The following is a 22,954-nucleotide window of genomic DNA, read 5'->3' on the forward strand; positions in this document are numbered from 1 at the left end:
GGGGGCTTGGCCTTGGTCGTCAGCGGTGTGCGTAGCGGGTCAGGCCCTTGCGTAGGTGGGTGAAGGCTGTTGTCGCTTCTGTGGTGGCCTGGGAGGCCACCTCTGTCGCGGGGGTGCCTGTGGCGATGCGGTGCCAGTTCTCCAGGGCCAGGACGCGTTGGGTGGCGATGATCTGGGCCGCGGCCAGGCGGGCTTCCAAGGGAGTGCCGCCGTGGGTCTCGGTGAGGGCGGTGGCCAGGGACTGTTCGGAGCGGTTCTGGTAGCCGTACAGGCGGGCCACCAAGGACGGGGTGCTGTACAGGAGTTGGTGGAAGGCGAGGACCGGCTCCGCGTCGTTGAGGCCGGTGACCGGGTCGTGGCGGGTGAGGCCGTCCAGGAAGTGGTGCTCCAGGGCGGTGAGGGCGGGGGTGTCGGCCGCGGAGACCACGCGGGCCGGCTCGTCCTCGTGGTCGGCGAAGCGGTGGAGGACCAGGTCCTCCTTGGTCGGGAAGTAGCGGAACAGGGTCGGCTTGGAGATCTGCGCCGCGGCCGCCACCTCCGCCACCGAGACCTTCTCGAAGCCCCTCTCCAGGAAGAGGGCGATCGCGGTCTCGGAGACCGTCGCGTACGTCTGCTGCTTCTTGAGCTCTCGGAGGCTCGCTTCGGGTGCCATGAGGGAGAGTCTAGCCGGACCTTTGATATTCGGTTACAAATTTAACTCGGTTACATTATTCTGGGGTGCATGACGGAAGCCCTTGTCGAGGAACGCAGCTATCACGATGCCTGTCGCAGGGCCCTCGCGGGCATGGTCGAGGGCGCTCAGGAGCAGGTCGTCGTCGGTGCGGACGTCTCGGCGTCCGGTGCCGACGCGGAGGTGCTCGGCTATCAGTTCCGCAGCCGGGCCAAGGCCATGCGGGAGCTGCCCGAGGCGCCGCTGTTCTTCGGGCGGCTCGACTTCGCGGGGCGCGGCGCGGGGGAGCACGGCGGGCAGCGGTATTACGTGGGGCGGCTGCGCATCACCGAGCACCCCTCGGCCCCGCCGCTGGTGGTCGACTGGCGCGCGCCCGTGTCCCGCGCCTTCTACCAGGCGGGCGCCCGCGACCCGCAGGGCGTCGCGGTGCGGCGGCGGTTCGGCTGGGCGCCCGGCAGCAAGGGGGACTCCGGCGATCTCACGGGACTTGAGGACGAGCACCTGGGATCGGGTGTGGAGAGCGCCGGGAGCCGCATCGTCGCGGGGGAGATCGAGCGGCCGAGGGTCGGGCCGATGCGGGACATCGCCGCCACCATCCAGCCCGAGCAGGACGACCTGGTGCGCGGGGAGCTCGGTCTCTCCGTGTGCGTGCAGGGGGCGCCGGGGACCGGGAAGACCGCCGTGGGGCTGCACCGGGCCGCGTATCTGCTCTATACGCATCCGCAGCGCGTGCAGCGCGCCGGGCTCCTCGTGCTCGGGCCCAACCGCACCTTCCTGCGCTACATCGCCGAGGTGCTGCCCTCGCTCGGCGAGACCGGGGTGCGGCAGTCCACCGTGCGGGACGAGATCGGGCGGCACCCGGTGCGGGCGGTGGACGAGGAGGCCGCGGCGGTCGTCAAGCACGACGTGCGGATGGCCGAGGTGCTGCGCCGGGCGCTGTACGCGCGCGTGGCGCCGCCCGTGGAGCCGCTGGCCGTGCCGGAGGGGTCCTACCGGTGGCGGCTGCCGGTGGAGGTGCTCGCGGAGATCGTCGAGGGCGTGCGCGAGGAGGAGCCGCCGTACGCGATCGGGCGCGAGCGCGTGCGGACCCGGGCCGTGCGGGCCGTCCAGGAGCAGGCCGAGCGGCGTTCGGGGGTCAGGAACAACACCTGGGTGCAGAAGATCTCCCGGGCCCGTCCGGTGAGCGCCTTCGTGGACGGCAGCTGGCCCAGGGTCCGGTCCGACGAGCTGCTCGCCGGGCTGCTCTCGGACGGAGAGGCGCTCGCCGCCGCGGCCGAGGGGGTGCTGAGCGCCGACGAGCAGCGGGCGGTCCTGTGGCAGCGGGCCCCGCGCTCGTACAAGTCGGCGCGGTGGACGGCCGCCGACCTCGTCCTGATGGACGAGATCGAGGGACTGCTCGAACGGCCCGCGGGATATGGGCACATCGTCGTCGACGAGGCGCAGGACCTCTCGCCGATGGAGTGCCGGGCGATCGCGCGGCGCGCGGACTTCGGGTCGCTGACCGTCCTCGGGGACCTCGCCCAGGGCACCGCCCCGTGGGCCGCCCGCAGCTGGCCCGCGCTCCTGGCGCACCTCGGCAAGCCGGACGCCCCGGTGACGCCGCTGACCACCGGATTCCGGGTGCCCCGGGCCATCGTCGGGCTCGCCAACGAGCTCCTGGGGCGGCTCGACGTGGACGTGCCGCCCGCCAGATCCCTGCGTACGGACGGGGAGTTGGCGATCCGCGAGGTCGCGGACGTGCCGGGTGCGGTGGTCGGCGCGGTGCGGGCGGCGCTCGGCAGAGAGGGGTCCGTGGGGGTCATCGCCGCCGACGGGGACGTCGAGGAGCTGCGGTCCGTCCTCGCCGCGGCGGGCATCGAGGCCGCCGGGCCGGATGAGCTCGGCGCGCGCGTGACGCTGCTTCCCGCGTCCGTCGCCAAGGGCCTGGAGTACGACCACGTGGTCGCGGTCGAACCGGCGGCGATCGCCGAGGCGGAGCGGCGCGGGCTCAACCGGCTGTATGTGGTCCTCACCCGCGCGGTCTCCCGCCTGGACGTCCTGCACAGCCGCCCGTTGCCGTGGGAGCCGGTCCGGTGAGGGGCGGCGCGGCGGGCGGCGGGGTCCCGGAGCGGCCGGCGTGCCTGGGCCGTTCCGGGTTCCCCCGGCGGTCAGTGGTCCAGGACCGCCTGCATGACCGCCTTCGCGATCGGCGCGCCCAGCTTGCCGCCCGCGATCTCCTCGCGCGCGATGTTCATGTCGGACGGGTCGACGAAGACGGCCACCGCGACGGGCGAGGAGCCGTCCTCCTTCTTGGCGTAGGAGACGAACCAGGCGTAGGGGCGCTCGTCGTTGACGTCCGCGCCGTGCTGCGCGGTGCCGGTCTTGCCGCCGACGGTGACGCCGTCGATCTTCGCCTTGTTCGCGGTGCCGTTCTCGACGGTGTTCTCCATCATGTCCTGCACCGTCTGCGCGGTCTTCCCGGAGACCGCCTGGCTCAGGGTGTCGGGCGAGGCCTTCTCGATCGTCGAGAGGTCGGGGCCGCGCAGCTCCTCGACCATGTACGGCTTCATGACCTTGCCGTCGTTGGCGATGCCCGCGGTGACCATGGCCATCTGGAGCGGCGTGCTCGTCAGGCTGCCCTGGCCCATGCCGGTCAGCGCGGTCTGCGGCTTGTCGAGGTCCTTCGGGTAGCTGCTGGCCACCGCGCGCACGGGGACGAACTGCTCCTCGTTGAAGCCGAACTTCTCGGCGGTCTCGCGCATCTTGTCCTTGCCGACCTTGAGCGCGGCGTCGAGGAAGACGTTGTTGCAGGACCACTGCATGCCGGTCTTCATCGAGACCTTGTCGCACATGGAGTTGGGCACGTCGTTGCCGATGGTGGTCGAGCTGAGCGGCAGCTTGTACGGGGCCTTGGCGCCGGACGGCTTGTTCACGTCGGTCACCACGCCGTGCTCCAGGGCGGCGGCCGCGGTGAGGATCTTGAAGGTGGAGCCGGGCGGGTAGATCTCGCGCAGCGCGCGGTTGTTGAGCGGCTTGTCCTTGCGCTTGCCGAGATCCACGAACTTCTTGCCCTCGTCCTGCGAGATGCCCGCGAAGACCGAGGGGTCGTACGAAGGGGTGCTGGCCAGGGCGAGGATCTTGCCGGTGCGGGGGTCGAGCGCGACCACCGCACCCTTGGCGTCGAGATCCACCAGGCCCTTGTAGGCGGCCTTCTGCGCCTTGGCGTCGATGGTCGTGACCACGTCGCCGCCCTGCTGCTTCTTGCCGGTCAGCATGTCCAGGGTGCGCTTGATGAAGAGCCGGTCGTCGTTGCCGCTGAGGATGCCGTTGTGGACGCCCTCCAGGAAGGTGGCGCCCTGGGCCTGCGAGAAGTAGCCCGTCACCGGCGCGTACATCGGGCCTTCCTTGAAGACCCGCTTGTACTTGAAGTCGGAGCCCGGCGTCTCCTTCGAGCCGGTGATGGACTTCCCGCCGACGATGATGTCGCCGCGCGGGTGGGAGAAGGCCTCGATCTGTACCCGGCGGTTGTGCTCGTGATTGGCCAGCTCGTCGTTCTCCGCGAACTGGACCCAGGTCGCGCGCAGCAGCAGCGCGAGGCTGAGAATCCCGCAGAAGACGGCTATGTGGCGCAGTGGCCGGTTCATCTGGCTTCCCCCGGACGGCAGAGTGCTGACGTCCCATCCTGGCCCGAGAATCGGTCCCTACGGGGCGGCTGTTGCAGAACGGTCACACGAAACCAGATGATTTCGCCCGAAAATGCCTTCGCTCTACCGTTCGGCGGCAGCGCCCCCGCGCAGTACTTCGATCACGCTCGCGTAGCTGTCGCCGCCGTGGCCCGCCGCCGCGGCCCGCTCCATGGTGGCCTTCAGGAGCTGCGGCAGCGCGTTGTCCACGCCCCGGTCCGCCGCCGCGTGGAGGAGGTGGTCGATCGTCGCGATCTGTACGTCCACGGTCGCGTCGTCCCCCGGGTAGTGCCCCGCGTCCACCTGGCCCGCGTACCGGGTGAGGAAACCGGCGACGGCGCCGTTCAGCCAGCGCAGCGCGACGGCCGTGAAGTCCTCGGCGCTCGTCCCGTCGGCGCCGGTCACGGCCGCGCCGTGCAGCCAGCCCGTGAACGTCGCCCACATCAGGCCGAGCAGGGCGGTGTCGTAGAGCGAGGCGAGGCCCGGCTCGGTGCCCAGGTGGATGGGGTCGCCGAGCGCGGCGAGCACCGGGCGGTACGTGGTGAACACCTCGGCCGAGCCGCTGTAGAGGAACATCAGCTCCGGATTGCCCACCCCTTCCGGCGTCGTCATGATCCCGCCGTCGAGGTGGCCGAGCCCGTGCGCACGTGCCCACGCGGACAGTTCGCCGGCGCCCTCCGGAGAGGTGGAGGTCAGGTTCACCAGGGACTTCCCGGTGAGCGCGCCGGACTCCGCGAGCGGGTCGAGGATCTCGCGCAGGGCCGCGTCGTCCAGGACGCAGGCGAGGACGACGGGGCTGGCGGCGACCGCGTCGGCGGGGCTCGCGGCGAGCAGCGCGCCCCGCTCCACCAGGGCCTTGGCCTTCTCCGGGCTGCGGTTCCAGACGGTGGTGGGGTGGCCGCGGTCGAGGAGGGCGGCGGCGAGGGCGGCACCCATGTTGCCGAGGCCGATGACCGTGACGGGCGTGGGGGCCGGGGTGTCCGTGGCGGTGTCCGTGGCGGTAGCGGTGGCGGTGGTGGAGACGGGAGCGGTGCTGGTGTGTGCGTTCATGAGGAGCACGCTCGCAGGCGGTGGCGGCGCGAAACAGTGACAGCAATGACGGTGATCACCAAAATCCCGCCAGGCCCTCGCGGAGTGATCAGCTCCTCGTACGCTCGGGGCATGAGCGCTGGATCCGTCGCGGTGGTCGTGACCGACGAGATAGGGCTCCCGTCCTGGGAGCTGTACGAACTGAGCATTCCGCTCACGGTGTTCGGCAAGACGCAGCCGGACCTCGCGGAGCACTGGTACGACCTGCGGCTCTGTTCGACGCGCGAGCCGGGCACGGGGGAGGAGGCGCGCGGCGACATCGGGCTCTCCCTGCGTACGCCCTACGGTCTGGACGGACTCGTCGGCGCGGACACCGTCATCGTGACGTCCGTGCCGGACCCCTGCGTCGAGGAGGGCAGGCCGCTGCCGCCGGGCCTCGCCGACGCGCTGCGCCGCGCCCATGCCTCGGGGGCCCGGATGGTGTCGCTGTGCACGGGCGCCTTCGCGCTCGCCGAGGCCGGGCTCCTGGACGGCCGCAGGGCCACCGCGCACTGGATGCACACGGCCCAACTCGCCGCGCGCTACCCGGAGGTGACCGTCGACGACTCGGTCCTGTACGTCGACGACGGCGACGTCCTGACCAGCGCGGGCCTCACCGCCGGGCTCGACCTCTGTCTGCACCTGGTCCGCCGCGACCTCGGCGCGCACGTCGCGAACCAGCTGGCCCGGCGCATGGTGGTGCCCGCCCACCGGCCCGGCGGTCAGGCCCAGTTCATCGACCTGTCCGTGCCCGCGACGGACGACGAGGGCCTGGGGCCCGTACTGGAATGGGCCCGCGCGCACCTGGACCGGCCGCTCACCGTCGACGACCTGGCGCGCCGCGCCGCGATGAGCCCGCGCACGCTCTACCGGCGCGTCCAGGCCGCCACCGGCACGACACCGCTCCAGTGGCTCCTCAACCAGCGCCTCGCCCGCGCCCAGAGCCTGCTCGAATCGACGGATCTGCCGGTCGAGAAGATCGCCGAACTCAGCGGCCTCGGCACGGCGAACAACCTCCGCCACCACTTCCTCAAGCACGTCGGGGTGGCGCCGGGCGACTACCGGCGCTCCTTCTTCAGCCGCCGGGCCGCCTGAGCGAGGCCGTGCCCGTGGGCGGCACGGGCCCGTGCCGCCCGTGCCTCCGGTCCACTTCCCCCGGATTGGACCAGGCCCCCCGGCCCCCACCCCGCCTACCGTGTCCCCGCACCCAAGCCCCGCCCCCTTCTCTCAAGCCCCGCCCCTCCCTCCAAGCCCCGCTCCCCGCCCCGGCTCCCGGAGCCGACCCCCGCACCCACGGACGGAGTCCCCATGCATCCCCGGCTCGCCGACGATCTCGACCGGCTGCCCCAGCTCCTCGACGCCACCCGGCACCGCGCGGGCCTGCTCCTCGACGGGCTCGGTGAACAGCCGGTGCGTCCCGCGCGGCAGGTGCCCGGGTCCGCGGCGGGGCCCGAGCAGGGGGCCGGATTCCGTGCCGCCCTCGCGGAGTTCGCCGAGCGCTGGGAGCCGGGGCTCTCCGCCAGCGCGGGCCCGCGCTACCTCGGCTTCGTCACCGGCGGCGTGACGCCCGCCGCGCTCGCCGGGGACTGGCTGACCTCGACCGTCGACCAGAACTCCAACTCCTCGCTGGACGCGGCCGGTCAGCACCTGGAGCGCGAGACGGTGGCGTGGCTGCGCGGCTTCTTCGGGCTCTCCGACGTACACGAGGGGGCGTTCGTCAGCGGCGCCACCATGTCCAACGCCGTCGGTCTCGCCGTCGCCAGGGAGTGGCTGGGGGAGCGGCTCGCGGTGAGCGTCGCCGAGGAGGGCGTGGGCGCGCTCGGCCGGGTGCGGGTCCTCTCCGGCAGCCCGCACTCCAGCATCGCCAAGGGCCTCTCGATGCTGGGGATCGGCCGCGCCGCGCTGGTCCCGGTGGCGACCCTGCCGGACCGCGAGGCCGTCGACCCGGCCGCGCTCGAAGAGGCGCTGCGCGCGGCGGACGGGCCCTGCGTGGTCGTCGCCAACGCGGGCACCGTCAACACCGTCGACTTCGACGACCTGCGGGCCATCGCCGCACTGCGCGAGCGCTACGACTTCTGGCTGCACGTGGACGCCGCGTTCGGCGCCTTCGCCGCGCTCTCGCCCGCCCACGCCCACCTGGTCGACGGTCTCGAACTCGCCGACTCGGTCTGCGTCGACCTGCACAAGTGGCTGAACGTGCCGTACGACAGCGCGGTGCAGTTCACCCGGCGGCGCGACCTCCAGGCCCGCGTCTTCCAGAACGCCGCCGCCTACCTCGGACCGCTCGGCGAGAGCCCCGACCTGGTGCACCTGACCCCGGAGAACTCGCGCCGACTGCGGGCGCTCGCGGCCTGGTTCACGCTGCGCGCGTACGGCAGGGACGGGCACCGCGAGATCGTCGAACGGTGCGTCTCCTGCGCCCGCGCGCTGGGCGGCGCCGTCGGGGAACTCCCCGGACTGCGGCTGCTCGCACCGGTCCGGCTGAACGTCGTCTGCTTCACGCTGGCCGACGACCCCACCGCCGCACGCCTTGCGGCCCTCGCCGACGCGGTGTCCGACGACGTCTTCCTCACGCCGACGGTGTACGCCGGAGTCCCCGCGCTGCGAGCCGCGTTCAGCAACTGGCGTACGACGGGGTCCGACGTCCAGCGGATCACCGAAGCCCTCCACCGGGCGCTCCCCGCCGGCCGCCGGTAGCCCCGGCGGCCCACGGGGAGCGCGCCGCGCCTACCCCAGGAACTCCGCCACGACCGCCACGAACCGCTCCGGATCGTCGAGCCACGGGAAGTGCCCCGCACCGGACTGAACGGTCAACTCGCCCTTCGGAAAGAGGGAGTTGAGCTCCTTCATCGGGCGCGGCGGTGCGCCCAGGTCCGTCTCTCCGGTGAGCAGCAGCACCGGACGTACGAAACGGGCGAGCGCGGCGCGCGTCGCGGCGGGGTCGAACGCGCCCTCGGCGCCGAACGCGGCCACGACCTCGGGGTTCATCTGCTCGGCCTCGGCCGCCTGGTGGCGGCGGGCCGCCGCGTCCCAACGGCCGTACGAGAAGGGGGCGATGGCCGCCCAGGTGTCGGTGGTGGCCCGGCCCTGGGTGAGTTCGCGCAGCGCCTCGTACGCGGCGGGGAACCAGGGCTCGGCGGCGCGCAGCCGCGCGGTCGACAGCCGGTCCTCCGCGGTGATCGTGATGTCGACGGCGCGGACGCTCGGCGTGATCAGCGCGAGCCTGTCGACGCGGGCGGGGTCCCGTGCCAGGTACTGGAGAGCGAGGTTCGCGCCCGCGCTGTGCGCGAGGACGTCCGTGCGGTCGAGGCCGAGGTGGTCGCGGAGCGCCGCCACGTCGTCGACGAGCCGGTCGCAGCGGCAGGAGGAGAGGTCGGCGGGGAGCCCGGAGCGGCCGGTGCCGCGCAGGTCGAGGCGGATCAGCTGCCGGTGCGCGGAGAGGCCGCCGAGGTCGCCGAGGTACACGGAGTCCTGCGGTCCGCCGGGCAGGCAGATCAGCGGGCGGCCCGCGCCGATGACCTCGTAGGACAGGCGGGTGCCGTCGGGGGCGGAGAAGAACTCACGTGCGGAGGAGGACGAGGCGCGCGTGGAGGAAGAGGACGCTGACATGGTGGAGGCCTTTCGGTGGGATGCCTGTGGGCACTCCCTGGGCCACCCGAGTCAGATGAACCGCGCCGCCGAGAAGGGGGAGAGTACCCAGCCTGTTACTGCGTTGATGGGTCTCACCTCCTCGGTTCTCGCGACCGCGGCCGGTCGCACGAGCGGTGACGTTATCAGGAAGGGTCCCGCGGCGCACCGGTCGGCGGCCGCGGGTTCCTGACCGGCCTGGTGTAGATCTTGGCGACGCAGGCGGGCACGGCCGCGCCGTCCCCGTGGTCGCGGGCCCGGTACGCGCTGGGGCTCTCGCCGACCAGCTCGGTGAAGCGCGAGCTGAAGGAGCCCAGTGACGTACACCCCACCTCCATGCACACGTCCGTCACCGACAGGTCCCCGCGCCGCAGCAGCGCCTTGGCGCGCTCGATCCTGCGGGTCATGAGATAGCTGTACGGCGTCTCCCCGTAGGCCGCGCGGAAGCTGCGGGAGAAGTGGCCGGGCGACATGAGGGCGTCCCTGGCCAGCGCGGGGACGTCCAGCGGCCGCGTGTATTCGCGGTCCATCCGGTCGCGGGCCTGCCGCAGCCGGACGAGGTCGGAGAGGGACACACGACTACGGTACCGACCGCTCAGGCGGGCAGCGGCTGATCGACGAGACAGGCGATCTCGACGACCTGGCCGGGGAAGGTCAGTTCGGTGACGCCGACGACCGTGCTCGCGGGCCGGTGCGCGCCGAAGTACGCCAGATTGCCCTCGGCCGTCGCCGTCGCGTGCCGCCGCAGGTCCACCACGTACAGGGTCTGGGAGACGATCTGGTTCCTGGTGGCGCCGTAGTGGGCGAGGACCTTGTCGATGTTGGCGTACGTCAGGCCGAGCTGGGCGGCGAAGTCGTCCGCGTGCCGGAACGCGCCCGCCGCGTCGAGCGCGAGCTGCCCGGAGACGTGGATCAGCCCGCCCGACCGTACGGCCTGCGCGTAGCCGAAGTCGCTCTCGGCCTGGACGCCGTGGTGGTAGACGTCGGTGGTCGCCATGGTGTGTGCCCTTCCGTCGTGCTCTCTTGTGGTTACTCGGAAACCGTAGGAGAGTCTGATCCGACCTGGAAGAACGCACTTTTCGGTGACGGGGGAACCAGATGGTGACCAAGCATGAGCTCAAGGGCCTGCCCGAGGACGCGGACCTCAGGCGCGCCGACTCCCTGGCGCGCGAGATCTTCTCCGACGTCGCCAACAAGTGGGCGCTCCTGATCGTCGAGGCGCTCGGCGAGCGGACGCTGCGCTTCAGCGAGCTGCGCGACGAGGTCGAGGGCGTCAGCCACAAGATGCTCACCCAGAACCTGCGCATGCTGGAGCGCAACGGCCTGGTCGACAGGAAGGTGTACCCGACCGTGCCGCCCCGGGTCGAGTACACGCTCACCGTGGCGGGCCGCGGGCTGCGCGCCACGGTCGACGCCATGTGCGGCTGGACGCACCGGCACCTCGGGCACATCGAGGACGCGCGCAGCCGCTTCGACGGCTGACCCGCGACCGGCCGCGGCGGGCCGTCGGGCGGTGGCCGCGTCAGGCCGTCGGACGGCCGTGTCAGGCCGTGTCAGGGGCGTGACAGCCGGGTGTCAGGGCCGGCCGCGATGGTCGGTGCATGAAAACTTCGGCGATCGCGGTTTCCGGACTGCGCAAGGCATACGGCGACAAGACCGTGCTCGACGGCATCGACTTCGATGTCGCGGCGGGATCGGTCTTCTCCCTGCTCGGCCCCAACGGCGCGGGCAAGACGACGACGGTCAACATCCTGACGACCCTGCTGAACGCCGACGCGGGCACGGTGCGCGTCGCCGGGCACGACGTGGTCACCGCCACCAAGGAGGTGCGGGGGGCCATCGGCGTCACCGGACAGTTCGCGGCGGTGGACGAACTCCTCACGGGCCGCGAGAACTTGCGGCTGATGGCGGACCTGAAGCGGGTGCGCTCCGGGGCCCAGGTGGTCGCGGGACTGCTGGAGCGGTTCGACCTCACGGAGTCGGCCGACAAGATGGCGGCCACCTACTCCGGCGGCATGCGCCGCAAGCTCGACCTGGCGATGACGCTGGTCGGCAGCCCGCGGATCATCTTCCTCGACGAGCCGACGACGGGCCTGGACCCCCGCAGCAGGCGCACCATGTGGCAGATCGTCCGCGAGCTGGTGGCGGAGGGCACCACGATCTTCCTCACCACCCAGTACCTCGACGAGGCCGATGAACTCGCCGACCGCATCGCGGTGTTGAGCGAGGGCAGGATCGCCGCCGAGGGCACCGCGGACGAGCTGAAGCGGCTCATCCCGGGCGGACACGTACGACTGCGGTTCACCGGCCAGGACGCCTACCGCTCCGCCGTCGCGGCACTGCCCGGGTCCGGCACGGACGACGAGACGCTCTCGCTGCGGATCCCCAGCGACGGCACCCAGCGCGAACTGCGCGCCCTCCTCGACCGGCTGGAAACGGCGGGCGTCGAGGCGGACGAACTGACCGTGCACACCCCCGACCTCGACGACGTCTTCCTCGCGCTGACCGACCGTACGAGCGCCACCACCCCTAGCGCCACCACCCCGAGCCCGAAGGAGACCGTCCGATGAACACCCTCTCCACGTCCCTGACCGACGCCGGCATCATGCTGCGCCGCAATCTGAAGCACACCCTGCGCAACCCGGTCACGGTGTTCAACGCGATCCTGTTCCCGCTCGTGATGATGCTGATGTTCGTCAAGGTCTTCGGCGGCGCGTTCGACGTCGGTGGCGACGCCTACATCGACTACGCGACACCAGGACTGCTGGTGATGGCCGTCAGTTACGGGCTCGGGGCCACCTCGACGTCCGTGAACGACGACATGACCAAGGGGATCATCAACCGGTTCAGGACCATGGACGTGTCCCGCGGCGCCATCCTGACCGGGCACGTCGTCATCACCACGGTGCGCTGCCTGGTGGCCTGCGCGGCCATCGTCGGAACGGCCTTCCTGCTCGGCTTCGACCCCGGCGCGAGCGCCGTGGACTGGCTCGGCGCGCTCGGTGTCGTACTGCTGCTCAGCTTCGCCGCCGCCTGGCTCACCGTCGCCCTCGGCCTCGCCGCGAAGTCGCCGGAGTCGGCGGGCATCGCCACCGTGCCGCTGATCATGCTGCCGTTCCTGAGCAGCGCGTTCGTCCCGTCCGACACGATGGGCGCCGGGGTCAGGCAGTTCGTGGAGTACCAGCCCTTCACGCCGATCATCGAGACGCTGCGCGGCTTCCTCGCGGGCGACCCGTCCGGCGGCGACCTGCTCGCCACCCTCGCCTGGTGCGTCGGCTTCGCCCTCGTCGGCTACCTGTGGGCGGTCTCCACGTTCAAGAAGCGAGCGTGATCTCGACCAGGCGGGACCAGCCGGTCCCCGCTCCCTCCTCGGCCGCCTCGGTGAACTCCCCTTCACCGAGGCGGTTTCGTGCCGCCTCCTCGATGCGGACCGCGTCCGGATGGGAGAGGTCGGGCAGCCCGCGGACGCCCGCGCTCGCCCCGAGCAGCCGGGCCGCCTGCGCGTACTCCCCCCGGCGCAGCGCGAGATCCGCGATCCCCACGAGCATCTGCGCGATCACCGGCGCGTGCCCGGTCTCGGTCGCCGCCTCGCAGGCCGCCGCCCGGTGCGCCCTGCTCTCCTCGAGGTCGTCGGTGAGATACCCGAGCAGGTCGTGCCGCGTCACACGGATGATCGCCTCGTCCGCCTCCTTGCCCAACAGCTCCTGGGCGCGGCCCAGTTGTTCGCGCGCCTCGGTCGACTCGCCGTCCCAGCGGGCGAGCTGCGCCTTGGAGAGGGCGAGCAGGGCCAGCGCGGCCGGCCAGGTCACGCCCTCCGCGTACCGCTGCGCCTCCGCGACGGCGGCGACGGCGGAGTCCTTGTCACCGGCGAGCCGGTGCAGCAGCGCCTGCCGGGACCGCATGCCGATGACGTCCTCGGTGGCGCCGACCTCGGTGACGATCGCGATCGCCTCCTCGTAATGCGCGCACGCACCGGCGAAGTCGCCCCGTACGGCGATCCGTTCGGCCAGCTCGGTCAGCGCGAACGAGGTCCCGAACCGTTCGCCGAGCACCCGGAACTCGGCGAGCGCCGTCTCCAGGTACGCGTCGGCGTCGCGGCCGCCGTGGCCGAGCAGGATCCGCATCTTGCCCAGGTGCAGCCGGGCGAGCGCCCGCGCCCAGGGGTCCTCGTCGTCGAGCAGCTCCTCGAAGGCGGGCAGGAAGGCGCCGGGCTCCTGGAGCATCCGCTCCAGCGGGGTGACGAAGCCGATCAGCGGATGGCGCTCGGCGCTGTCCGCGCTGCGCATGCTGAACTCGTACGCCTTGTGGATCCACTCGGCCGCCTGGTGCTCGTCACTGGGGCCCGCGGTCACGAAGTTCACCAGGAGCGCGTAGACGGTGGCGCGGATCTCGTCGGGCACCTCGCCCGGCACCTGGGTGGCCGCGGTGAGCTGCTCCATGCCCTCGGTCCTGTGCCCGCTGAGCCACCAGTACCAGCCGGCGCCCGCCGCCAGCCGCATCGCACCGTGCGCCTCGCCCGCGGCGAGCGCGCCGCGCATCGCCGCGCCCAGGTTGTCGTGCTCGGTGTCGAGCAGGGCCAGCCACTCCATCTGCTCGGCCCTGCGCAGATGCGGTTCGGCGGTCTCGGCGAGGCCGGTGAAGTGCGCGAGGTGGGCGTGGCGCGCGGACTCCGTCTCGCCCGCCTCCGCGAGCCGGCCCGCCGCGTACTCCTTGATCGTGCCGATCATGCGGTAGCGCGGGGCGCCGTCGCCGTCGGCCCGCAGCAGCGACTTCTCGGTCAGCGCCGTGAGCAGCTCGTAGACCTCCGCAGGGTCGACGCCGTCGCCCGCGCAGACCGTCTCGGCCGCTTCCGGGCTCGCGCCGCCGGAGAACACGGAGAGCCTGCGCAGCACCGCGCGTTCGGCGTCGGTGAGCAGCTCCCAGCTCCAGTCGACCACCGCGCGCAGCGTCTTGTGCCGGGGCAGGGCGGTGCGGCTGCCGCTGGTGAGCAGGCGGAAGCGGTCGTCGAGCCGGGCCGCGAGCTGGTCGATGGTCAGGGTGCGCAGGCTCGCCGCGGCCAGTTCGATGGCCAGCGGCATTCCGTCGAGCGCCCGGCACACCCGCACCATCGTCGCCAGCGTGCCGGCGTCGGCCGCGAGGTTCCTGCGCACCGCCCCCGCCCGGTCCCGCAGCAGCCGGACGGCGGGCGACGACTCGATGCCCGCCGGGTCCGTGGCGTCGTCGGGCAGGGCGAGCGGTTCGACGGGCCAGAGGGCCTCGCCGGTGATGCCGAGGGGTTCGCGGCTCGTCGCGAGGATCCGCAGCCTGCGGCACTCGCCGAGCAGCCGGTGGGCGAAGACCGCCGCGGACTCGATCACGTGCTCGCAGTTGTCCAGGACCAGGAGGGCGTCGCGCTCGCGGATCGCGGTGATGAGCCGGTCGGTCAGCTCCGTGTTCAGGGACGCGCCGAGCAGCGCGTCGCGCAGGCCGAGCCCGGTGAGCGTCACCTGGGCCACGTCGTTCACGTCGCCGTCCGCGCCGATCGCGGCGAGCTCCACCAGCCAGGCCCCGTCGGGCAGATCGGCGAGGAGGGTGCGGGACGTCTCGGTGGCCAGCCTGGTCTTGCCCGAGCCGCCGGGGCCGATCAGCGTGGTGAGCCGGTGCTCGGCGACGAGCTCGCGGACGGCGGTGACCTCGGCGTCCTTGCCGACGAAACTGGTCAGCTCCGCCCGCAGATTGGTCTTACGGGTCTCCTCGCGCCGCCCCAACTCGCCACGGAGCAGCGAGACATGGAGGGCGGACAGTTCGGGGGAGGGGTCGGCGCCCAGTTCGTCGGCGAGCGCCTCGCGCAGCCGCTCGTAGACCTGAAGAGCCTCGCTGTCGCGTCCGGCCGAGGCCAGGGCACGTATCAGCGAGGCGACGAGCCGTTCCCGCATCGGGTGCGCGGCCACCAGATCGGTCAGCTCGGTGAGTATCTCGACGCCGTGCCCGAGGGCGACCTCCGCGTCGAAGCGTTCCTCGGTCGCGGCCAGGCGCAGCCCTTCGAGGCGGGTGACGGCGGCGTCGAACGCGTCGCTCTCCTGGAGGCCGACGTCCTGAAGCGCGGCGCCCCGCCAGAGCCCGAGCGCCTCGCGCAGCAGTGGCGCGCGCCGGGAGGCGTCCTCGCCGCGCGAGCGGCCCGCGCCGAGGAGGCGTTCGAACCGTACGGCGTCGACGGCGTCGGGCGGCACGATGAGGCGATAGCCGTCCGGCTGCCCCTCGATCGCCCCGTCCGGCAGTACCTTGCGCAGCCGGGAGACCAGGCGCTGCAACGCGTTCGTCGCGTCGGCGGGCGGATGTTCGCCCCAGATCCAGTCGACGAGCGAGGCCTTGGGGACGGCGTGTCCCGGCCGGAGCGCGAGGGCGATGAGCAGGCCGCGCAGCCGCGCGCCCGGCACATCGGCCGGCTCGCCGTCGTTCGTACGCACCTCGAATGGACCCAACATCCTGATCTGCACGCGCCGAGTTTGCCACGGCCGTCCGGCAGTTGAGCCTGCCGGACGGCACGGACTGTCCCTCGCCGGTGCGGCGCACCGGTCAGGCGGCGTCGAGCGCGGCGTTGATCTTGCGGGCCATCTCGGTCATGACGGGGCTGGGCTCTCCCTTGTACGTACGGGCGGCGGCGTCGATGGCGGTGTTGATGGTGGTGCGGAAGTTCTCGGCCTCGGCCGGGTCGCGGTCCTGGAGGAGGTGCATGGTCTCGGCGAGGGCGGGCAGCACGCGGTCGGCGAGTTCGGCGACGGTCTTGCCGTTGAGGTCGCCGATCTTGGACTTCTCGCCGAGGACGTGGCCGATGGGTCCGGTGGCGGAGGTCAGGGCGATCGACCCGTGGGTGGCGATCTTGTGGGGCGATCCGGCGGCATCGGCGGCGGCGAGCAGCGAGACGGCGCCGTAGGCGGCGGTGCGGAGGGTGAGCTTGTCGTGGGCGCTGAGGGTGAGGTGCAGAGACATGTGAGGTTCTCCTCGGTAGGGGTGGCTGGCCGTGGTGTGTTCGGCCCTGCTCACCGGTTGATGTCTCTACGATCGCGTCGGGGTCTGTCAGGGGGCTGACATGGGGCTGACACGGGGGAGGGCGGGGCTGACACGGCGACGTTCGGGGGGCGCGGCCCGCTCAACTAGTTCCTTTAGGCGCTCAGTTGAGGCCGTTCACCGAAGGCCGAAGGCCCGCCCCTAGCCCTCGGCGAGGAAGACCCGGACATCGGCCGCCAGCGCGGCCATCTGCTCCCCGGCCTCCAGCCAGGTGGTCACCGAGGCACTCCAGCCGCCCGCGGCGTGCGTCCAGGGCCGCAGGGTCCAGGTCAGCCCGACGTGACCGCCGGACCGGAAGACGGCCGACACGGCCAGATCGCGGTCGTCGTTCTGCCACTTCCGTTCGCCGTCCCACCCTCGGTAATCGGCGGCGAGCCCCTCCAGGAATACGGCGAGTTCGCTGTCCCAGACCCAGGCGACGACCTCGTCGACGCGAGCGGTCAGTCCGGGGGCGTGCAGCTCGACGGCGTAGTGCACGGAGTCCGCGTCGAGGCTGAACCGGTCGCGGAACGTCACGCCGACGGACGCGTTGTCCTGACATCGGACGGTCACGCCGGCCTCGTCGTCCGTGCCGACGTCTGGGGTGGTCATGGGCGGGAGGCTAGGTCGGCGTCCGGTTCGGCGTCACTCGAATTCATCGTCTTCGTCGTCGACTTCAGCGTCGGCCGTCCGAGGGCCGCGCTCCCCGGAACGCGAGATACCGGCCGAAGGATTCGTGGCTGTCGGGCGTGAAGTGCCACTCCCGCAGGGCCGATTCGAGCTCCGGCTCGGTCAGCCAGCCGTACCAGGCGACCTCGTCGGGATCGGGGACCACGGCGTCCGGCACCACGGCCTCGTGGACGCCGAGCCAGTGCGGGCTCAGGCCGCTGCGGTTGAGGAACGTGAACAGCAGGCGCGGCAGCGCGCGAAGCCCCAGCTCCTCGGCCAGCTCGCGCGCGGCGGCCTGCTCATAGGACTCACCAACGCCCGCGGCGCCACCGACCTCGACCTCGTAGAGCCCGGGGAAGCGCGAGAGGTGCTCCGACCGCCGGTGGACGAGGATCCGCCCACGCCCATCACGGCACACGGTCACGGCGACCCGATGCAGCCACCCCTCCCGGACGGCCTCCCGTCGGCTGACCACCTCCAGCACACGATCCCGACCGTCGACACGCTCCACCAGTTCGTCCACGCGGCACACCTTGGCAGGGGCCACTGACAGCCAGGAGACCGAGCACCCGGCCCCACCCGAGTGGCATGGCGCACTTTTGCAAGCAGGCGCTTGCAATAGTTAGCAAGGATGCTGCACCATCGAGGCATGGCATCGCTCAACGTCGGCAATCTCGGTGAGTACCTGCGCGAGCAGCGGCGCAACGCGCAGCTGTCGTTGCGGCAGCTCGCCGACGCCGCCGGGGTGTCCAATCCGTATCTGAGTCAGATCGAGCGCGGCCTGCGCAAGCCGAGCGCCGAGGTGTTGCAGCAGGTCGCCAAGGCCCTGCGGATCTCCGCCGAGACGCTGTACGTGCGGGCCGGGATCCTCGACGAGAAGGAGCGGGACGAGCTGGAGACGCGCGCCGTCATCCTCGCCGACCCCTCCATCAACGAGCGCCAGAAACAAGTGCTGTTGCAGATCTACGAGTCGTTCCGCAAGGAGAACGGCTTCGAGACCTCGTCGTATGCGGAGCCGTATGCGGATGCCTCGTCGTACGAGGCGGCGGATGAGGACACCGACACCGTTGAAGGCCCCCGCACGGCTGACGGCGGCGATGCGAAGCAATCACCCTCAGGTTGAACAAGTTGCACCAGCTGACGCGAATCCGGGAGGACCATCGTCATGGCCATCACCGATGACCTGCGCAAGACCCTCAGCAACCCCACCCCCGCGTACTTCGTCGCCGGGTCCGCGGACCGCGCCATCCAGCAGGCGAAGAAGGTGCCCGGCATCGTCGAGCAGTTGATCGCCGAGGCGCCGTCCCGCATCGACGCGGTGCGCAACACCGACACCAAGGCCGTCCAGGACAAGGCCGCCGCCCGCGCCAAGGAGGCGCAGGAGACCCTTCAGGCCAAGGTCACCGAGGTGCTCGGCACGCTCGACACCGACCTGAAGAAGCTCGGCGAGACCGCCCAGGACTTCGCGCTGCGCGGCGTCGGCGTCGCGGCCGAGTTCGCGGTCAAGGCGCGGGAGAAGTACGACGAGGTGGCCGAGCACGGCGAGCAGGTCGTGAAGACCTGGCGCGGCGAGGCCGCCGAGGACATCTTCGAGATCGCCGAGACGGTCGAGCCCGACCCCGAGCCTGCGAAGGACGCGAAGGGCGCGAAGGGCGCGGAGGGGACTACTGCTGCCGGCACCGGCAGCGACACCGCCACCCCGGCGCCCACCGCGACCGCCGCCTCCTCCGCCGAGCCCAAGGCCGCGGCCGCCGCCCCGGCGAAGAAGCCGGCCGCGAAGAAGACCGCGACGACCCGCAAGACGACGGCGAAGAAGACCACGCCGCCCGCCAAGTAGGTCCAAGTAGGTCCCCGCGGCACGGAGTTCGACACGCGTTCCCCGTGTGTACGGGGCGGGCACGCACGGCGTGCCCGCCCCGTTGAGGGGGTAGCGGGTACCGTGGCTGCGTAATCATTGAGCCGAGACTGGTGGTGGACGTTGTGCTGATGCAGGGGTTCGCGAACTTGATGTGGCTGCTGTCGCTGGCCCTGATCGTTTTCAGCGGATTCGCGCTCATCGACGCCGCCGTCCGGCGCGAGGACGCCTACCGCGCGGCGGACAAGAAGACCAAGCCGTTCTGGCTGATCATCCTCGGGCTCGCGTTCATCGTGAACCTGCTGTTCCCGATCCTGTCGTTCCTGCCGATCATCGGCCTCGTCGCGACGATCGTGTACATGGTCGACGTGCGGCCCGCGATCCGGCAGATCTCCGGTGGCGGCGGCCGCCGCGGCGGCTCCAGCAGCGACGGTCCCTACGGGCCGTACAACGGCGGCCGGTAGCCTCCGCCCCGCTCCCGGGACGGCGGCCGGTAGCCCCCGCCCCGCCCCCGCCGGGGCCGGATCTACCGGCCCCCGGGCGCCCGGTCGAGCAGCAGTACCGCCACGTCGTCCGTCAGGTCCCCGCCGTTGAGGTCGCGCACCTCGTTGACCGCGGCTTCGAGGAGTTCGTCGCCCTGGAGCCCCTCGGCGATCTGGCGGCGGACCATCTCCACCATGCCTTCCTGCCCGAGGCGCTGATTGCCCTGGCCGATCCGGCCCTCGATCAGGCCGTCCGTGTAGAGCATCAGACTCCACTTCCCGCCGAGCTCCACCTGCTTGCGCGGCCAGCGGGCGCGCGGCAGCAGGCCGAGGGCCGGGCCGCTGTCCTCGTACGGCAGGAGGTCCGCGAGCCGGCCCTCGCGCGCGATCAGCGGCGAGGGGTGCCCGGCCAGGCACAGTCCGGCCCTACGGCCGTCCGGCGCGATGTCTACCGTGCAGAGCGTCGCGAAGATCTCGTCGTCCGCGCGCTCGTGTTCGAGGACCTTCTGCAGGGTGGAGAGCAGCTCGTCGCCGCAGAGCCCCGCGAAGGTCAGCGCCCGCCAGGCGATCCGCAGCTCCACGCCGAGCGCCGCCTCGTCGGGCCCGTGCCCGCAGACGTCGCCGATCATGACGTGTACGGAGCCGTCGGGCGTGCGCACCGTGTCGTAGAAGTCGCCGCCGAGCAGCGCGCGCGAGCGCCCGGGGCGGTAGCGCGCGGCGAACCGCAGCGGTGAGCCCTCCAGGAGCGGCGTCGGGAGCAGGCCGCGCTCCAGGCGGGCGTTCTCCTGGGCGTGCAGGCGGGACTCGGTGAGCTGGCGCTGGGCGGCGTCGGAGCGCTTGCGTTCCACCGCGTAGCGGATGGCGCGGCTCAGCAGGCGCGCGTCCAGCTCGTCGCGGAAGAGGTAGTCCTGGGCGCCGACCCGCACGGCCTCGGCGCCGCGCTCGGCGTCGCCGTCCCCGGTGAGCGCCAGGACGGCGTGCCGGGGCGCGAGCCGCAGCACGTGCTTGAGGACGACGAGTTCGTCGTCGTCCGCCTCGGCGCCGCCGGGGGCGGTGAGGGCCAGGTCGAGCAGGATGCAGTGCACGTCGTCGGTGAGCAGCCGCTCGGCCTCGGTGAGGTTGCGGGCGGTGCGGATGCGGACGGGCTTGCCCGCGGGGTCGAGCAGTTCGGGAACGCCCAGTGACCCCGCCGGATCGTCCTCGATCACCAGGAGGCTGAGTCCGGAGCCGTTGCCGCTGCCGTTTCCTGCGCCGGTCGTGTCATGGGCGGGTGCCGCCGTGTCGTGGGGCGCCGCGTGCGCCTGGTCGTGGGGCGCCGCATGAGCCTGACCGCCTTCCGCGGCCGGGACTGCTCTCTGCCGCGGTATGGGTACGGGCATCGCTTGGTTCCTTCCCTCCCCCCGAGGGCGTGGTGCCACGCAGGTCGACGCGGCACCGACGGGGACCTTAGCGGTAGCCGCGCCTCCATTGGAATGGCGCACGGAAAACGGCCACCGTCATATGCCGCATCCAGGAACGCAATTGGGCACGGCACGGTCCCGTGAGGGATGACGAACATCACGTCGCGGGGGTTGAGCGGGGGGCCGGGGCGTGGGGTGGGTCACACCGGGGCGGGCGCCCCGGCCCCTGGAGCCGCCCGGTGGCTACTTGTCGGGCCGTACGACCCCGAGGATCCGCATGGATCCGGCCCCCGTGATGGTCACGTCGCGGCCGGGTCGGGGCGCGTGCACGATCGCGCCGTCGCCCAGATACATCCCGACGTGGCTCGCGTCCGAGTGGTAGATGATCAGGTCGCCGGGGCGCATGTTCTCGATGTCGACGCGCGGCAGCTGCTTCCACTGCTCCTGCGAGGTGCGCGGAATGCCCTTGCCCGCCGCGGCCCACGCCTTGGAGGTGAGCCCCGAGCAGTCGTACGACCCCGGGCCCTCGGCGCCCCACACGTACGGCTTGCCGATCTGGGCGGTGGCGAACGCGATGGCCTTCTTGCCCTGCGGGGACGCCTTGCCGTCGATGTCCTTCAGGACGCCCGAACTCACCCAGGCCGACTGCTTCTTGAGGGCGGCCTCCTCCTCCAGCTTGCGCAGCCGCTCGCGCTCGTCCTTCTCCAGGCGCGATTCGAGCTTCTCGGCGTCCGCGATCTTCTGCTTGATCTTCTTCTTGGAGGCGGCCTTCGACTTGCGGTTGGCCTCCAGCTTCTTCCAGCGGGAGGTGGCGTCCTTGGCGTAGATCCGCAGGTCTTCCTCGGTCCGCTCCAGCTCGGTCAGCATCCCCTTGGTGGCCTTCTGGCCCGCGCGCATGCGTCCCGCGCCGTCCAGGAACTGGCTCGGGTTGCCGCTGAGCATCATCTGGGCCTCGGGCGGCATCCCTCCGTTGCGGTACTGGGCGCGGGCCTCGGCGCCCGCGTGGGACTTCAGCTTCCGCAGCTTCTCCTGGGCCTTGGTGATGTCCTTGGCCAGCTTCACGATCTGCCGGGACTGCTTGTCGGCGTGCTCCTCGGCCGCGTTGTACGCGTCGGTGGCCACGCCCGCGTCGTGGTAGAGCTTCTCGATGTCCTTGCGGACCTGCTCCAGGGACTTGCCGTTGCCTGGCGTCGGCTTCTTCGGCGGGCGCTCGGCGGGGCCGCCCGCCGCTTGCGCGAAGGCCGTCCCCGGTGCGGTGAGCACCGTCGCCGCGCAGATCAGCGCCACGGCCGTCGCCGTCGAAAATCGCTTGCCAGTCACGCCCTTGCCACCCCCAAAGCTGATTTACCGTCAGTAACATGCGGTCGCCTTCGGGATGGTGCCATGCCGACGCTCAATGCGACAGAGCTCGACAGCAACTCCGATCCCCCCACCCGTCACATCTGACGTTCGGCACGCGGAGATCGTTCCCCGCAGGTCACAGCGATGCGTTCCACGCGGGGCGGGCGGAATCACGTCCTCCGCGCACGCACATGTGTTCAATCCCCGGGCGGCGCGGGGGAGTCGGACGCGTCCGTTCGGGTGGGTCGGGCGTCCGTGACGCGGCCCGTGGGCGCTCAGCCCGACCGGGGACCCGTCGCCGCTCAGCCCGACCGCGGACCCGTCGCCGCTCAGCCCGACCGCGGGGCCAGCGCCTCCCACCGCACCGTCACTTCCCCCTGGCGCCACCGCGAAGTCCCGTCGAGCACCGGCCAGTCGGCGGTCAGGTCGCGCACGGACCTGATCCACCGCTGCCGTGCGCCGTACGAGGCGTAGGGCGCGGCGGCCGCCCAGGCCCGGTCGAAGTCGCGCAGGAACGCGTGCACCGGCTCGCCCGGCACGTTCCGGTGGATCAGCGCCTTGGGCAGCCGCTCGGCGAGGTCGGAAGGCCGCTCCAGGGAGCCGAGCCGGGTGGCGAACGTGACCGTGCGCGGCCCCTCGGGCCCGAGCGCGACCCACACGTGCCGCCGGCCGATCTCGTCGCAGGTGCCCTCCACGAGCAGCCCGCCGGGGGCGAGCCGCCCGCACAGCCGCTCCCAGACGGCGCCGACCTGCTCCTCGTCGTACTGGCGCAGCACGTTCGCCGCGCGGATCAGGACCGGGCTGCCCGGCAGCGGCACCTCGAAGCCGCCGTGCCGGAAGGAGAGGCCCTCGCGCTCGTACGGCCGCGCGGCCGCGACCCGCGCCGGTTCGATCTCGATGCCGACCACGCGCGCGTGGGGCGCGACCGTGCGCAGCCGGAGCAGCAGCTCGACGGCCGTCCAGGGGGAGGCCCCGTAGCCGAGGTCGACGGCGACGGGGTCGGCGTGGCGGCGCAGCTCGGCGCCGTGGGCGGCGGCGATCCAGCGGTCCATGCGGCGCAGCCGGTTCGGATTGGTGGTTCCCCGCGTCACCGATCCCACGGGGCGAGAGGGGGTGCGAGGGGCCATGGGGAAAGGGTATGCGGGCCGGGCCGC

The 22,954-nt window shown here is 72.1% G+C and carries 22 protein-coding genes; 9 read left to right on the forward strand and 13 right to left on the reverse strand.

Annotation, left to right across the window (positions count from 1 at the left end; translation table 11 throughout):
• Positions 1-19: 19 nt before the first annotated feature.
• A complete protein-coding gene (locus ACIO9J_RS40150) occupies positions 20-652 on the reverse strand; it encodes a TetR/AcrR family transcriptional regulator (protein WP_402010257.1) in 633 nt (210 codons plus the stop codon).
• Positions 653-721: 69 nt separating this feature from the next.
• Between ACIO9J_RS40150 and ACIO9J_RS40155 the strand changes: the two genes are divergently transcribed.
• Positions 722-2,746 carry a HelD family protein gene (locus tag ACIO9J_RS40155; protein ID WP_402010259.1) on the forward strand — a complete coding sequence of 675 codons (2,025 nt, stop codon included), beginning with the start codon at positions 722-724 and terminating at the stop codon, positions 2,744-2,746.
• A gap of 71 nt (positions 2,747-2,817) precedes the next feature.
• Here the strand turns inward: ACIO9J_RS40155 and ACIO9J_RS40160 are convergent, their stop codons facing one another.
• Positions 2,818-4,293, reverse strand: a complete 1,476-nt coding sequence (locus tag ACIO9J_RS40160) for a peptidoglycan D,D-transpeptidase FtsI family protein (protein ID WP_402010260.1) — start codon at positions 4,291-4,293, stop codon at positions 2,818-2,820.
• Positions 4,294-4,416: 123 nt separating this feature from the next.
• Positions 4,417-5,382, reverse strand: a complete 966-nt coding sequence (locus ACIO9J_RS40165) for an NAD(P)-dependent oxidoreductase (protein ID WP_402010262.1) — start codon at positions 5,380-5,382, stop codon at positions 4,417-4,419.
• A 111-nt stretch (positions 5,383-5,493) separates the two neighbouring features.
• Here ACIO9J_RS40165 and ACIO9J_RS40170 point away from each other — a divergent pair, with 111 nt between their 5' ends.
• Both ACIO9J_RS40170 and ACIO9J_RS40175 read left to right on the forward strand, forming a co-directional pair.
• Positions 5,494-6,495 carry a GlxA family transcriptional regulator gene (locus tag ACIO9J_RS40170; RefSeq protein ID WP_402010263.1) on the forward strand — a complete coding sequence of 334 codons (1,002 nt, stop codon included), beginning with the start codon at positions 5,494-5,496 and terminating at the stop codon, positions 6,493-6,495.
• A gap of 213 nt (positions 6,496-6,708) precedes the next feature.
• Positions 6,709-8,097, forward strand: a complete 1,389-nt coding sequence (locus ACIO9J_RS40175) for a pyridoxal phosphate-dependent decarboxylase family protein (protein ID WP_402010264.1) — start codon at positions 6,709-6,711, stop codon at positions 8,095-8,097.
• 30 nt (positions 8,098-8,127) lie between these two features.
• Here the strand turns inward: ACIO9J_RS40175 and ACIO9J_RS40180 are convergent, their stop codons facing one another.
• From ACIO9J_RS40180 to ACIO9J_RS40190, 3 genes are all read right to left on the reverse strand, one after another.
• Entirely contained in the window at positions 8,128-9,009 is an 882-nt protein-coding gene (locus tag ACIO9J_RS40180) for an alpha/beta fold hydrolase (protein ID WP_402010265.1), read from the reverse strand.
• Between the two features lie 164 nt (positions 9,010-9,173).
• On the reverse strand, positions 9,174-9,602 hold the full coding sequence (locus ACIO9J_RS40185; protein WP_402010267.1) for a helix-turn-helix transcriptional regulator: 429 nt from the start codon (positions 9,600-9,602) through the stop codon (positions 9,174-9,176).
• Positions 9,603-9,622: 20 nt separating this feature from the next.
• The gene (locus ACIO9J_RS40190) at positions 9,623-10,024 is read right to left on the reverse strand and encodes a Rid family hydrolase (protein WP_402010269.1); all 402 of its coding nucleotides are present in this window, start codon (positions 10,022-10,024) and stop codon (positions 9,623-9,625) included.
• A gap of 101 nt (positions 10,025-10,125) precedes the next feature.
• Between ACIO9J_RS40190 and ACIO9J_RS40195 the strand changes: the two genes are divergently transcribed.
• From ACIO9J_RS40195 to ACIO9J_RS40205, 3 genes are all read left to right on the forward strand, one after another.
• On the forward strand, positions 10,126-10,509 hold the full coding sequence (locus tag ACIO9J_RS40195) for a winged helix-turn-helix transcriptional regulator (protein WP_402010270.1): 384 nt from the start codon (positions 10,126-10,128) through the stop codon (positions 10,507-10,509).
• 119 nt (positions 10,510-10,628) lie between these two features.
• Positions 10,629-11,597 (forward strand): ATP-binding cassette domain-containing protein, encoded by a 969-nt coding sequence (locus ACIO9J_RS40200; RefSeq protein ID WP_402010272.1) that lies wholly within the window; start codon positions 10,629-10,631, stop codon positions 11,595-11,597.
• Positions 11,594-12,358 (forward strand): ABC transporter permease, encoded by a 765-nt coding sequence (locus tag ACIO9J_RS40205; RefSeq protein ID WP_402010274.1) that lies wholly within the window; start codon positions 11,594-11,596, stop codon positions 12,356-12,358. Before ACIO9J_RS40200 ends, ACIO9J_RS40205 begins: the two co-directional genes overlap by 4 nt.
• On the opposite strand, the gene ACIO9J_RS40210 is transcribed toward ACIO9J_RS40205, so the two are convergent.
• The 4 genes from ACIO9J_RS40210 to ACIO9J_RS40225 all read right to left on the reverse strand — a co-directional run bounded on the left by ACIO9J_RS40210 (position 12,342) and on the right by ACIO9J_RS40225 (position 17,254).
• Positions 12,342-15,503: a BTAD domain-containing putative transcriptional regulator gene (locus ACIO9J_RS40210; protein ID WP_402010276.1), complete on the reverse strand. Its 3,162-nt coding sequence runs from the start codon at positions 15,501-15,503 to the stop codon at positions 12,342-12,344. The two genes, ACIO9J_RS40205 and ACIO9J_RS40210, sit on opposite strands and share 17 nt — an antisense overlap.
• A 79-nt stretch (positions 15,504-15,582) precedes the next feature.
• The gene (locus ACIO9J_RS40215; RefSeq protein WP_402010278.1) at positions 15,583-15,996 is read right to left on the reverse strand and encodes a hypothetical protein; all 414 of its coding nucleotides are present in this window, start codon (positions 15,994-15,996) and stop codon (positions 15,583-15,585) included.
• A gap of 219 nt (positions 15,997-16,215) precedes the next feature.
• Positions 16,216-16,665, reverse strand: coding sequence for a DUF6228 family protein (locus ACIO9J_RS40220; protein ID WP_402010279.1), 450 nt, complete (start codon positions 16,663-16,665; stop codon positions 16,216-16,218).
• Between the two features lie 64 nt (positions 16,666-16,729).
• On the reverse strand, positions 16,730-17,254 hold the full coding sequence (locus tag ACIO9J_RS40225; RefSeq protein WP_402010365.1) for an NUDIX hydrolase: 525 nt from the start codon (positions 17,252-17,254) through the stop codon (positions 16,730-16,732).
• Between the two features lie 117 nt (positions 17,255-17,371).
• On the opposite strand from ACIO9J_RS40225, the gene ACIO9J_RS40230 reads away from it, so the two are divergent.
• From ACIO9J_RS40230 to ACIO9J_RS40240, 3 genes are all read left to right on the forward strand, one after another.
• Positions 17,372-17,845, forward strand: a complete 474-nt coding sequence (locus tag ACIO9J_RS40230) for a helix-turn-helix domain-containing protein (RefSeq protein ID WP_402010281.1) — start codon at positions 17,372-17,374, stop codon at positions 17,843-17,845.
• A 42-nt stretch (positions 17,846-17,887) separates the two neighbouring features.
• Positions 17,888-18,559, forward strand: a complete 672-nt coding sequence (locus tag ACIO9J_RS40235; protein WP_402010282.1) for a hypothetical protein — start codon at positions 17,888-17,890, stop codon at positions 18,557-18,559.
• 149 nt (positions 18,560-18,708) lie between these two features.
• The gene (locus ACIO9J_RS40240; RefSeq protein ID WP_402010284.1) at positions 18,709-19,041 is read left to right on the forward strand and encodes a DUF2516 family protein; all 333 of its coding nucleotides are present in this window, start codon (positions 18,709-18,711) and stop codon (positions 19,039-19,041) included.
• 62 nt (positions 19,042-19,103) lie between these two features.
• Here ACIO9J_RS40240 and ACIO9J_RS40245 read toward each other — a convergent pair whose 3' ends face one another.
• The 3 genes from ACIO9J_RS40245 to ACIO9J_RS40255 all read right to left on the reverse strand — a co-directional run bounded on the left by ACIO9J_RS40245 (position 19,104) and on the right by ACIO9J_RS40255 (position 22,927).
• Positions 19,104-20,438 carry a PP2C family protein-serine/threonine phosphatase gene (locus ACIO9J_RS40245; RefSeq protein WP_402010286.1) on the reverse strand — a complete coding sequence of 445 codons (1,335 nt, stop codon included), beginning with the start codon at positions 20,436-20,438 and terminating at the stop codon, positions 19,104-19,106.
• 264 nt (positions 20,439-20,702) lie between these two features.
• Positions 20,703-21,779, reverse strand: coding sequence for an NlpC/P60 family protein (locus tag ACIO9J_RS40250; RefSeq protein WP_402010288.1), 1,077 nt, complete (start codon positions 21,777-21,779; stop codon positions 20,703-20,705).
• Between the two features lie 350 nt (positions 21,780-22,129).
• Positions 22,130-22,927 carry a class I SAM-dependent methyltransferase gene (locus ACIO9J_RS40255; protein ID WP_402010290.1) on the reverse strand — a complete coding sequence of 266 codons (798 nt, stop codon included), beginning with the start codon at positions 22,925-22,927 and terminating at the stop codon, positions 22,130-22,132.
• Between the last annotated feature and the right edge of the window lie 27 nt (positions 22,928-22,954).

Origin of the sequence: Streptomyces sp. NPDC087300, from assembly GCF_044744425.1 — a bacterium.
In the GTDB taxonomy this organism is placed as follows: domain Bacteria; phylum Actinomycetota; class Actinomycetes; order Streptomycetales; family Streptomycetaceae; genus Streptomyces.